This is a genomic window from Bacillus sp. V59.32b, assembly GCF_003429085.1.
Taxonomy (GTDB): Bacteria; Bacillota; Bacilli; order Bacillales; family DSM-1321; genus Peribacillus.
Window position 1 is genome coordinate 54,410 of the sequence record NZ_QVTC01000006.1, and the last position, 11,373, is coordinate 65,782.

The 11,373-nt window shown below is 42.6% G+C and carries 10 protein-coding genes; 5 read left to right on the forward strand and 5 right to left on the reverse strand.

What is annotated here, in order from left to right; all coding sequences use genetic code 11:
* Nucleotides 1–93: 93 nt before the first annotated feature.
* Nucleotides 94–1,962 carry a sensor domain-containing diguanylate cyclase gene (locus tag D0463_RS01555; protein ID WP_117304361.1) on the forward strand — a complete coding sequence of 623 codons (1,869 nt, stop codon included), beginning with the start codon at nt 94–96 and terminating at the stop codon, nt 1,960–1,962.
* A gap of 83 nt (nt 1,963–2,045) precedes the next feature.
* Here the strand turns inward: D0463_RS01555 and D0463_RS01560 are convergent, their stop codons facing one another.
* Entirely contained in the window at nt 2,046–2,528 is a 483-nt protein-coding gene (locus D0463_RS01560; RefSeq protein ID WP_117304333.1) for a GAF domain-containing protein, read from the reverse strand.
* Between the two features lie 153 nt (nt 2,529–2,681).
* On the opposite strand from D0463_RS01560, the gene refZ reads away from it, so the two are divergent.
* Nucleotides 2,682–3,338, forward strand: coding sequence for a forespore capture DNA-binding protein RefZ (refZ, locus tag D0463_RS01565; RefSeq protein ID WP_117304334.1), 657 nt, complete (start codon nt 2,682–2,684; stop codon nt 3,336–3,338).
* Between the two features lie 17 nt (nt 3,339–3,355).
* Here the strand turns inward: refZ and hisJ are convergent, their stop codons facing one another.
* Entirely contained in the window at nt 3,356–4,174 is an 819-nt protein-coding gene (gene hisJ / locus D0463_RS01570; RefSeq protein WP_117304336.1) for a histidinol-phosphatase HisJ, read from the reverse strand.
* Nucleotides 4,175–4,413: 239 nt separating this feature from the next.
* On the opposite strand from hisJ, the gene ezrA reads away from it, so the two are divergent.
* Nucleotides 4,414–6,108, forward strand: a complete 1,695-nt coding sequence (ezrA, locus tag D0463_RS01575; protein WP_117304338.1) for a septation ring formation regulator EzrA — start codon at nt 4,414–4,416, stop codon at nt 6,106–6,108.
* Between the two features lie 424 nt (nt 6,109–6,532).
* Here ezrA and dhaM read toward each other — a convergent pair whose 3' ends face one another.
* The 3 genes from dhaM to dhaK are packed head-to-tail and all read right to left on the reverse strand — an operon-like array spanning nt 6,533 to nt 8,573.
* Nucleotides 6,533–6,922: a dihydroxyacetone kinase phosphoryl donor subunit DhaM gene (gene dhaM / locus D0463_RS01580; RefSeq protein WP_117304340.1), complete on the reverse strand. Its 390-nt coding sequence runs from the start codon at nt 6,920–6,922 to the stop codon at nt 6,533–6,535.
* Nucleotides 6,919–7,548 carry a dihydroxyacetone kinase subunit DhaL gene (gene dhaL, locus D0463_RS01585; RefSeq protein ID WP_117304342.1) on the reverse strand — a complete coding sequence of 210 codons (630 nt, stop codon included), beginning with the start codon at nt 7,546–7,548 and terminating at the stop codon, nt 6,919–6,921. The genes dhaM and dhaL overlap by 4 nt, the downstream gene beginning before the upstream one ends.
* 29 nt (nt 7,549–7,577) lie before the next feature.
* Nucleotides 7,578–8,573, reverse strand: a complete 996-nt coding sequence (dhaK, locus tag D0463_RS01590) for a dihydroxyacetone kinase subunit DhaK (protein WP_117304344.1) — start codon at nt 8,571–8,573, stop codon at nt 7,578–7,580.
* 319 nt (nt 8,574–8,892) lie between these two features.
* On the opposite strand from dhaK, the gene D0463_RS01595 reads away from it, so the two are divergent.
* Nucleotides 8,893–10,032, forward strand: coding sequence for a cysteine desulfurase family protein (locus D0463_RS01595; RefSeq protein ID WP_117304346.1), 1,140 nt, complete (start codon nt 8,893–8,895; stop codon nt 10,030–10,032).
* A 6-nt stretch (nt 10,033–10,038) separates the two neighbouring features.
* The gene (gene thiI / locus D0463_RS01600) at nt 10,039–11,247 is read left to right on the forward strand and encodes a tRNA uracil 4-sulfurtransferase ThiI (RefSeq protein ID WP_117304348.1); all 1,209 of its coding nucleotides are present in this window, start codon (nt 10,039–10,041) and stop codon (nt 11,245–11,247) included.
* The last annotated feature ends 126 nt before the right edge of the window (nt 11,248–11,373 follow it).

Sequence of the window (11,373 nt, forward strand, 5' to 3'; positions counted from 1 at the left end):
GTGAAATTTTGTTGAACAAGGTTTATAATGAACTATAACAATTTTTATGCATATCCAGCAAAAATAACGCAGTATATTATAGGGATGATAGAGATGGAACAGCTAAAAACTGAATTGCTTTATGATTTAAGAACCATTTTTTTCAATCACATGGACTTGGTAAACAGGAACGTTCAATATGACCAGTTTGTCCATACAATGTTCGCCCAAATTAAACAGTCTCTTCCGGTGAAGGAAGTGACTTTGTTTAAGTGTGATGATTGGAGAGAGAATTTATTCATAGAGGCTTCCACTGATTCCGGCTTGAATGGGCTGGAGTACCATACTGAAAAACTAGTCCTGAACCTAGGACAGGCAGCAGGGAAACGGTACTATTATAACGACTATCCACTTCCCGAGTTTAAGGACTATGAGTTAATTCTTCCTTTAATAGAGAAAGAAAGAGTAACAGGACTAGTAGCTATAAAGGAACAATTCTCCGGCTCATTGTTGGGAATCGGTCCGAAAACAGGAAAAGAACTGATGGAAGAATGTACGAAGCTTTTGGAAAATGCCTTCAATATTAATAAAGTGATCCTTGAGGAAAAAAGATACAAGCAATTATACAGAGTTACTGAGAAATTTCACTCATCGATGAGCATGGACGATGTGTTAAAAGAAATCATTGACACATTGCAGGAAGTCTATCCATCCTTCAGCTATTATTTGATGCTTTCACATGACAATAATAACCACGAAAACCTGCCTATAAAAGATTTGGAATATGGAAGCGAAAAGAATGCCGCCACGCAAGCATATGTGACGGGCGCCGTTCAATTCGAAGATTCATTAGCAGAGAGAAACTCAGTGCTTTATGCACCTCTCAAAGGCAGGCAGGGGATTTATGGTGTTTTACAAGTTGTGGCTCCTAATTCACTTGTTTTTCCTGAAACTGAAGTGGAGTTTATTATATTGCTCGCCAATACTGCGGGGAGCGCCCTCGAAAACGCACAACTATACCAGCAATCCAAAAGGCTCATATCAAATTTGCAGCTTATCAATGAAACATCACATCGATTAAATTCAAACCTCCGATTAAACGAAACAATGAGTTATATGAAAAAACAGATCATTAAATCATTCCGCGCGCAGGAAGTAGGTTTTGTTTATCTTCTGCCTAATGGCGAGGCAAAGCTCTTGGAAGGAAGCACGAATTTTTTTGAAACAGAGGAATCAGAGCCGTACCTCTCTTATACGAAAGAAAAAATGGATATCGATAAGGAATCCTTATTTATCGGAGATTTACACATACAAAATATCGACTTGGATATGAAATACCGCTCATTAATGGCAGTCCCGATGGTACAAAACAACTCATTGAAGGGTTTAGCTGTCGTTCTGCATGAGAAGCCTTACTATTTTTCCTTTGAAATGTTTAAGTTGCTCCAATCACTCATTCACCATTCGAGCCTGGCACTCTCGAACTCTATGCTTCGGGAAGAGCTTGAGAAGATGGTCATTACAGATCACCTGACAAAATTATATTCCCGTAACTATCTAGATAAGAAGATTTACGAGTCCATGGAGGATGATGAAGAGGGAACGTTTATCCTGATTGACATCGATGATTTCAAAAAAGTGAATGATACGTATGGCCATCAGGTTGGCGATGAAATATTGATCCAAGTCGCGAAGTTAATAGATTGCAATATTCGTGAATCCGATGTCGGAGCGAGATGGGGCGGGGAGGAACTGGCTATTTATTTACCGAGAGTCCCCTTACAGTTGGGTGTATGTATTGCCGAGCGACTGTTAGAGAAAGTCAGTGAACTGTCAAGTCCCAAAGTCACGATTTCCTGTGGGGTCTCCTACTGGAAAAACGACCGTACCGATAATGTGAAGGAATTGTTCAAGCGTGCTGACGAAGCCCTGTATCTCGCCAAAAATAGTGGAAAAAACAAAGTTCTTGTCCAAGAAAGTTAACGTACACCGTTTTTAAGCGTCATATAATGATTAGGGACCCTTTCAATTATTCTGAATGGGTCCCTAATCTGTTATAAAACTATTTAGAGATGCTTGGCAAGAATCTCTGTGAATTCTTCAAGCATCTTTTGATCCGTCTCATCAAAACGGTTCTTAATAGGGCTGTCAATGTCCAAGACGCCAATTAAGCTACCATCCTTTAGCACGACGGGTATAACGATCTCAGATTGTGAAGCGGCATCACAGGCAATATGACCCGGGAATTGATGAACATCCTCGACGCGCAGTGTTCTCCGCCCAGCCGCAGACGTACCGCACACACCTTTTCCAAAAGGTATCCTAATGCAGGCCGGCAAGCCCTGAAATGGACCAAGAACGAGTCCGTCATCTTCCACTAAATAAAAACCGACCCAGTTCACGTCTTCCAAAAAATGATTAAGAAGAGCAGATGCATTGCTTAAATTAGCAATCATGTTTGTTTCATCTTCCACAAGCGCAGCCAGCTGTTTAAACAAAAGCTGGTACTTTTCTTCCTTACTTCCTCTATATAATTCGACATCAAACATCAATAATCACCTTATTTCTGTATATATTTACAAATATCCCTGCAATCTAACCTAGGACTAAAGAACTTGTCGAGCAATTATAAAAGGTTATTCACGAGAAAAAAAGAATAAAACTATAAAGAAACTTGTTTTCTGGAAAGCGAGGGGATATGTATGAATCGCCAGACTCAAACAAAACAATCTATCTTGGACGCGGCTCTTTATTTATTTCATCTGAAAGGTTACCATGCCACTACCATCAGAGATATTGCGGGCAAGGCCCAGGTCAACACGGCTAATATCGCTTATTATTTCAAAAATAAACAAGGATTGCTAGAATATTGTTTTATATCCTATTTTGAAGAATATATCAGCATATTAGATAAGAACGCTGCCGACTTGAAGAAAAAAGGTCCTGTAGAATGTTTATTGGATATGGTTTTAGATATCCTCAGCTTTCAGAGAAAGAACTTCTTGGCGTCCAGCTTTATTTATGGGGAATTCTCACTGGATTCCAGTCTCAATCGAGAGGTTCTTTCCACTTATTTAATGAAGGAAAAATATTTCTTTCAGTTAATTTTAGAAAACGGAATCGAACAAAAAGATTTTATGAAAATCTCAGTACCCTTGTATATTTTACAGCTAAAAGGCTTGCTTACAGCTCCTCTCGTTCATTCACAATATGCGAGAGAAGTTCTCTATATCTTTCCGCAGGACACGTATTATACAGAAAAATATGCTGAGGAAGTCTGTTATTTTCTTCAGGCTACCCTGTTTTACCCAGTAAATCCTATAAAGCCGCAGGATAGCCAACAGCTTCTATTACTCTAAAAATAGCTATCTGTTTATTAATTGGTTGGTGACGTCAATAAAGCGGTGTGGATTAATGCTTGATACCCTTGCCCTAGGCCCTCTGCCTGATGGGCATCTGATCCGTAAACAAGAGGTATGCCCAACTTTGCCGCTCGGCGGACGAATCTCTCGGGCGGATAAGGCTCACCGCAAAGCGGCTTTACCAGTCCTGCTCCATTATAATCAAGTGCGTAATTTTTTTTGCGAATAACGTCTAGCAGCCCAAAAACCCGCTCGTCAAAGCTCCTGTCAATCGGAAATAGCTTTTGGAATTTATGAGCGAGGGTGATATGGCCGATTCTTGCGGGCTTATGAATCCCAAGATCGGCGTGCAGGGATTGTTCAATGGTCGAATAGTAACGTTCATAAACTGCTTCGACCGAGCCGAGCTGGACTGCAATATCGCCAAACATGTCCGCACTGAAATCGAGGCAATGCCAGGTATCCTTATGTTTAATAAAGTGAACGGAAAGGATGCTGTCGTCAAGCATTGGACCTATTTTATCAAGAAATTTCTTTGTTTGTTCTTCAAAGCCTTCAATGTAATCAACTTCGAGACCAATATTGATTTTTAGTTTATTTTCGTAGGCTGCCTTTATGGAATTCAACTGCTCTATGTATGCATGCAAATGGCCTGGATCCATACCGCTGTCCTTTTCAGGAGTGGGATCAATAAATCCTTCAGGCAAAGGAGCATGCTCGGTAAAAGATATTTCTTGTACTCCTAATTGTATCGCTCTCTCGATATATTCCTCAAATAAATCCTGTGAACCGTGCGGACAAAACGGGCTATGAACATGGCCGTCATATTTCAAGAAAAAAACCTCCCCTGTTCAATGAAACTGCAATCCGCTGCTTCCCTAATAAGTGATTGTCGTGAATAGAATAGCAGTCGATTAAGAAAAATCCATATTTCTACAAAAAAATTGAATTTTCTAGTCAAAAATTATTGTTAACATGGTATCATAAAAGCATTGAAATGGATATTTATATCGTTATTTATCAACAGAAGGACTATCGTTCTTATGTTTCGGCTTAGAACAGGGGGCTTATGATGGAATACATACTTGGTATTATCATAATTATTTTAGCTTTTATTATATGGGGTTATTTTTTTAAGAAAAAGTACTTTAAAGAGATCGACCGGATCGAGTCATGGAAGATTGACATCATGAACCGTCCGGTACTCGAAGAATTATCCAAGGTCAAGCAGCTTAATATGACCGGTGAAACAGAAGAGATGTTCGAAAAATGGCGGAAAGAATGGGATGCGATTATTACGACCCATATGCCTGATATTGAAGAGCTCTTATTCGATGCCGAAGAATATGTTGATAAGTATCGCTTTTCCAAATCCAAGGAAGTACAGCGCGAAATCGTTTCCGTGCTAAAGGCAGTGGAAGAATCGGTTCAAAGGATCCTCTCTGAATTGAATGAGCTTGTCGGAAGCGAAGAAAAAAACAGGATTGAAATTGAAGAATTGAAAGAATCGTATCGTTCTGCCAAAAAATCTTTACTAGCTCACCACCATACTTACGGGAAAGCGGCCGCAAGATTGGAGCTGCTGCTGGACGACGTATTGGGCATTTTTCAGCAATATGAAGAAGCGACGGAAAATGGGAACTATTTAAATGCCAGAGAGCTGGTACTATTAATCAAAGCTAAATTGACCGACATTGAAGTAAAAATTGAATGGATTCCACAGCTGTTAGTCGAAAGTCAGACATCCTTGCCCGCGCAAATAGCGGAGCTGAAGGAAGGATACAAGGAGATGGTCAGCCAAGGCTATTTCCTGGATCATATCCAGTTTGAAAAGGAAGCAGCAAGACTTGAAAGTGAACTGGGATTATATGTGGAACATCTTGAAAAAGCGGAAATCGTCGAAGTTGAAGAAGGATTAAAGGACATCGCTGACAGTGTAAACGTACTGTATGAACTGCTGGAAAAGGAAGTCTATTCCAAGCAGTACATTCAAAAAAATGAAGAATTGCTTAACGAAGGCATCATGGGTCTTGAATACGAACATGAAAAGGTGAAAGCTGAAACAGCCGTCGTGCAGCATAGCTATCATTTAACGGAGAACGAATTGGAAGCACAGCGAAAGCTGGAAAAACAAATTTCTCAAATCTCCAAGCGCTATAGCTTGCTGCGAACGAAGATTGAAGAAAATGGCGACGCGCATTCTACCCTAAGCGAAGAAATGCAGGAAGTAGAAGCACAAATCAAAGACCTAAAAGAGGAACAAAAGCATTTTTCCGGCAAGCTCCAAGCTTTGCGCAAGGATGAATTAGAAGCGCGGGACACTTTAAAAGAGCTCAAACGTAAAATGACTGATACAAGTAAACTAGTGGTGAAAAGCAATATACCGGGGCTCCCTGAAGAATACAAAGCATCCGTGCTAGAAGCCAAGGAAAGCTTGGACGATGTTCAAAATAAATTTGAGGAAAAGCCTTTGGATATGGCATCCGTGCAAATTTACTTGGAAAAGGCGGTCTCTACGGTAAATGGATTGTTTGATCATACAAGGGACATCATTGAAAATATGTATCTTGCCGAAAAGGTTATCCAATACGGTAACAGGTACCGCAGTCAATATCCTACCGTTGCAGATGGACTGATGGAAGCAGAAGAAAAATTCAGGAATTATGAGTATGAGGGAGCACTTGAAACCGCGGCTTCTGTCGTCGAAAAGGTAGACCCGGGAAGCTTAAAGAAAATCGAAGCTGATCTGGAAGAAGTCTTTTCATAAAGCGAAGGGAGCCGGCTGAAAGCCGGATCAGACTGCAGGCAAACTCGATGAAATCATCGAGTTTGTATGCAGTTATTTTTTTATTTGGCCTGTTAATGGGGTCTGTTGATTTCCGTTCCAGGCGCTTCGCGCACCTTAGGGGCGGGCGGTGAGCCTCCTCGTCGCATGCTCCTGCGGGGTCTCACCTGTCCCGCTGCTCCCGCAGGAGTCTTCGCGCCTGGAACGTTGATCAACAGGCTTTTAAACGTTTACTATGGAACGTTCCTAAAATCTATTTTAAAATGGATACATAAAATGATTGAGATGAACAAAAAGAATTAATCAGGTTATGAACAAAGCTTCATAAAAAAATGGCACAAATGCAAAAGCAAGCGAGAGAAACAGCTCATTTTCCTCCGCTTGCTTTTTTTAAGACTTGCGCTGATCAGGCGCGCTTCAATTTCCCCCGTATATGTTCAGCAGCATGCAGGACTTCATCGAGAGATTTGCCCAGACTCGATTCTACCGCTGCCACGTATCCGCCTTCGACTAATGGGGCATCGGCTATTTTGATATGCTCAAGTCCGGATAGTTCGATTGCAATTTCCGCATTCATTACAGAACTGCCTAAATCAAACAGGACAAGTACCCCTTTGTCAGAATGAACCCGTTGGATCGCCTCTTGGATTTTTTCCAGGCTTGTTCCAATCTCCCCTTCGTCTGTCCCGCCTGCTGCCTCAACAGGTATGTTTCCGACTGCTTGCAAAACCAGGTCTTTTAAGCCTTCCGCCATCTTTTCGCTATGGGAAATGAAAACAATGCCCACATTGCTCATAAAGATATCCTGCCTTCTTCGACTACTTCCGCCAATGCCCGAAATAGATAGTAGCTGGATGCAGACCCGGGATCGATATGGCCGATGGAACGTTCATTTAAATAGGCGGCACGGCCTTTGATTGCCTGCGTATCTTTCGTATCCTCCATGGATGTTTTGGCGGTTTCCCTAAAAGTCTGGGGATTAAAAGACTCGTTTTCTTTTAATAGCCGAACGACAGGATACCATACGTCGACCATTGTTTTTTGGTGTTCCTCAGCTTTTCCTCTTAGCAGGATCCCATTAAGCCCTTCTTCAATGGCAGCCCTTAGCGATGCATAATCAACTTCCTCACGATCCTTTATCGCTATCGACATTTTTAGAAGGGCAGACCCGAAGAGAGGGCCAGATGCTCCGCCTACTTTGGATAAAAGCGTCATGCCCCATTCTTTTAATAAATCAGAAGCCGTTTTATACTGATTGGATGATATTGTCCTTACCGCTTCATTAAAACCGCGTGACATGTTGATGCCATGGTCTCCGTCACCAATCGCCTGGTCCAGGTCCGTAAGATAATCCCGATTGGTTTGAATGTAGTCATTTGTCTTTTCTAGCCACATTTTCATATGCTCTGCCGTTAGTCCCATCCCATTCATCCTTTTCTCTGTCTATTTTTTTACACCCGTAAAGCAAGTGCTTCGGAAGGTGCATCCAGCAATTCTTTCAGCTCGCTATCCAGTTTTAATAGTGAAACGGAACAGCCCGCCATATCGATGGCTGTCATATATTCTCCTACCAGTGTCTTGTAGACGGAAATACCTTTTTCTCGTAAAATATCATTCACTTTCGCGTTCAGAATGTATAATTCCATCATCGGTGTGGATCCAAGCCCGTTGATCATGACCGTGACCTCATCCCCCGGCTGATGGACTCCGTCATTTAAAATTCTCCCCGTCAATTCTGCGGCGATTTCATCGGCTGTACGGATGTCTGTCCGCACAATGCCTGGCTCCCCATGGATCCCCAGCCCGATTTCCATTTCGTTTTCGCCAATGACAAAGCCCGGTTTGCCGGCAGCAGGGACGGTGCATGGAGTAAGCGCCATTCCCATGGAGCGCACATTGGCTACCGCTTTTTCGGCAGCGGCTTTGACTTCTGCCAATGAGGCGCCCGATTCGGCTTTGGCTCCGGCAATCTTGTGGACAAAAACTGTACCGGCAATGCCGCGCCTGCCCGTTGTATAGGTACTGTCCTTCACAGCGACATCATCATTGACGACAACCTTATCTACTGTAAGCCCTTCCATTTCTGCTAATTCTGCAGCCATTTCAAAGTTCATGACATCCCCTGTATAATTCTTGATAATCAGCAGCACTCCTGCTCCGCCGTCAACCGCTTTAATCGCTTCCAAAACCTGATCAGGGGTTGGCGAAGTAAAAACGGACCCGCAGACGGCCGCATCAAGCATCCCTTTGCCGACATATCCTGCGTGTGCGGGTTCATGGCCGCTGCCGCCGCCGCTGACAATACCGACCTTTCCCTGAACCGGAGATTGTTTCCTTGCCAGAACCGTCGAGTCCGGAACTTGTTTCAGCTGGTCTTCATGCGCGGCAACCATCCCTCTGATCATATCTTCCACAACAGCTTCCGGATTGTTAATGATTTTTTTCATACTCGCATCCTCCTTTTTTATAAAACGCTAGTTGAAATATATGTATCTATTATTATATCAATGCTTATGAACTTTAGGCACTGAAAAGGCCGCCTGAAATCCTGTCAAAACTCAGGTCATTCCCTCTATTTCATGAAACCGAACCAGCAACATGGTGAGGGCATCTAACAGGAATTGCCGCTCATATCCTGTTAGATCCTTGATCTTACTGATTCTGCAATTATTTTATTTTCCCGATATATGGATGTTTTCACATCTAATCAAAGTATGTTAACATTAGAATTTACTTAAATGATAGAAAACATGGAGGGTGAGGTCCATGATTTATTTTGATAACAGTGCGACAACAAAACCATATCCGGAGGTCATTGATTCCTTCGTCAAAGTCTCAAGTGAATTTTTCGGAAATCCTTCATCGCTTCATGGCATTGGCGCCCAGGCGGAAAAACTGCTCTCGCAAGCCCGGAGCCAAATTGCAGAGCTCCTTGGAGTAAGAAGCTCCGAGGTTTATTTTACTTCAGGAGGGACTGAGGGGAATAACCTTGCCATTAAAGGGGCGGCGCTCGCCAATTCAGGAAAAGGCAAACATATTATTACAACGGCTACTGAGCATGCATCCGTTTACGACGCATTTAGTCATTTAGAGGATTCAGGCTTTGATATAACGTATCTTCCCGTAAACCAAACCGGGCAAATTCATTTGGACGACCTATTGAAGGCGATTAGAAAAGATACCATTTTAGTTTCAGTTATGCATGTTAACAATGAAACGGGATCCATCCAGCCGATTGAACAAATAGGAAAAGTGCTCTCCAGTTATGATGACATCCTGTTCCATGTCGACCATGTCCAAGGAATCGGAAAGGTTCCGCTTGAAGTGAACCAGGCCGGCATAGATTTATGCACCATTTCAGGACATAAATTTCACGGTTTGAAAGGCACGGGAGCTTTATACATCCGTGATGGGGTGAATCTTACCCCGTTATTTTCGGGTGGAAGCCAGGAGTCCAAGATCAGAAGCGGGACGGAAAATGTCGCCGGCGCGGTTGCTCTCGCCAAAGCACTGCGAATCACGAAAGAGAAACAACAAACGGATCTCGATAAATTGACAGCGATTCGGCAACTATTATGGGATGGACTTCGGGGAATAGAAGGAATTGAAATAAACAGTCCGCTTGACGGCGCTTCGCATATTCTTAATTTTTCCGTTCCGGGATTGAAGTCGGAAGTGTTCATTCACTCACTTGAGGAAGCGGACTTATTCGTTTCTACTACAAGCGCTTGTTCCTCCAAGAAAAATACGCCCAGCAAAACGGTAATGGCGATGTTCGCAAACCTTGCGAGGGCAAAAAGTACGATTCGAATCAGCTTGTCGTATCAAAACAATCAAGAAGAAGCGAAAAAAGCGCTTGAACTTATTCGTGAAACTGTAAATAAATTAAGAATGATAATGAGGTAGCATCAGATGAAATTCGATCATATTATCATCCGTTATGGTGAGATTTCCACTAAAAAACGGAATCGCAAAGGTTTTATAGACAAAATGAAAGCAAATATCATATGGGCACTAAAGGAGTTTAGCGATGCTAAGCTGTCATCGAGTCGGGAAAGAATGTATATTTTGTTGAACGGGGAAGATCATCAGGAAATTATCAAACGATTGAAAGGCATTTATGGAATTCAATCTTTAAGTCCCGCCTTAAAAGTCGATAAAGACGTCGAAGAAATAAAAAAGGCGGCGCTTTACTACTTTGAACAGCTTTCAGAGAATGTTTCCACGTTTAAGATTTCGACGAAGAGGTCGGATAAGGATTTTCCTTATAATACGGATGAGCTAAACCATATGCTTGGCGGACATTTGTTAATAAATACGAACGGAATAACAGTGGACGTCAAAAATCCTGATTTCAATCTTCGGGTAGAAGTAAGAAGGGAAGCCGTGTATTTAACAGGGGAGGTCATACCCGGGGCAGGTGGTTTGCCGCTTGGTTCGAGCGGGAAAGCAATGTTAATGCTGTCCGGTGGCATCGACAGCCCTGTAGCCGGATTTCTATCGATGAAGCGTGGCCTTGAAATAGAGTGCGTACATTTCTACAGCCCGCCATTCACGAGTGAGCGATCCAGGCAAAAAGCGGTAGACCTTGCAGAAAAGCTTGCTGAGGTGAGCGGGAGTGTGAAGCTGCATATTGTTCCATTTACCGATGTGCAATTGCTGATTCAAAAACAAATTCCGGAAAATTACACAATGACAACTACCCGACGAATGATGCTCCGGATCGCCGATAAAATCCGGGAAAATCAGGAGGCGATGGCCATTATTACGGGAGAAAGCCTTGGCCAGGTGGCGAGCCAAACGTTGACCAGCATGTATGCAATCAATGAAGTTACCAACACGCCTGTTCTCCGTCCGTTAATCACAATGGACAAAACGGAAATTATTGAGCTGGCAAAGAAGTTCGATACACTCGAAATATCCAATCGTCCCTATGAAGATTGCTGTACGGTGTTTACTCCAGCAAGCCCGAAAACAAAGCCTCGCCGCGAAAAAGTAAACTTTTACGAAAGCTTTGTCGATTTTGACACGCTCATTGATGAGGCTGTTCATAAAATTGAAACATTAACCATCGAACCCGGAAGCCTGAATAATGGTGAAGGGCTTGATAATCTGTTTTAAAAAGGCTCGTCAATCGACGAGTTTTCTTTATTATAAGGCTCTGTTAAATTCCATTGTTGATTTTCAGATGGTCATGGAATCTACTCGCTTTCCGCGGACGAACTGGCAAGCCTCCTCACTCGTACC

Excerpts from the sequence above, each read along its gene's own strand:
- D0463_RS01555 (WP_117304361.1), top strand. The coding sequence starts at position 94 with ATGGAACAGCTAAAAACTGAATTGCTTTATGATTTAAGAACCATTTTT.
- D0463_RS01560 (WP_117304333.1), bottom strand. The coding sequence starts at position 2,528 with ATGTTTGATGTCGAATTATATAGAGGAAGTAAGGAAGAAAAGTACCAG.
- refZ (WP_117304334.1), top strand. The coding sequence starts at position 2,682 with ATGAATCGCCAGACTCAAACAAAACAATCTATCTTGGACGCGGCTCTT.
- ezrA (WP_117304338.1), top strand. The coding sequence starts at position 4,414 with ATGGAATACATACTTGGTATTATCATAATTATTTTAGCTTTTATTATA.
- dhaM (WP_117304340.1), bottom strand. The coding sequence starts at position 6,922 with ATGAGCAATGTGGGCATTGTTTTCATTTCCCATAGCGAAAAGATGGCG.
- dhaL (WP_117304342.1), bottom strand. The coding sequence starts at position 7,548 with ATGGGACTAACGGCAGAGCATATGAAAATGTGGCTAGAAAAGACAAAT.
- dhaK (WP_117304344.1), bottom strand. The coding sequence starts at position 8,573 with ATGAAAAAAATCATTAACAATCCGGAAGCTGTTGTGGAAGATATGATC.
- D0463_RS01595 (WP_117304346.1), top strand. The coding sequence starts at position 8,893 with ATGATTTATTTTGATAACAGTGCGACAACAAAACCATATCCGGAGGTC.
- thiI (WP_117304348.1), top strand. The coding sequence starts at position 10,039 with ATGAAATTCGATCATATTATCATCCGTTATGGTGAGATTTCCACTAAA.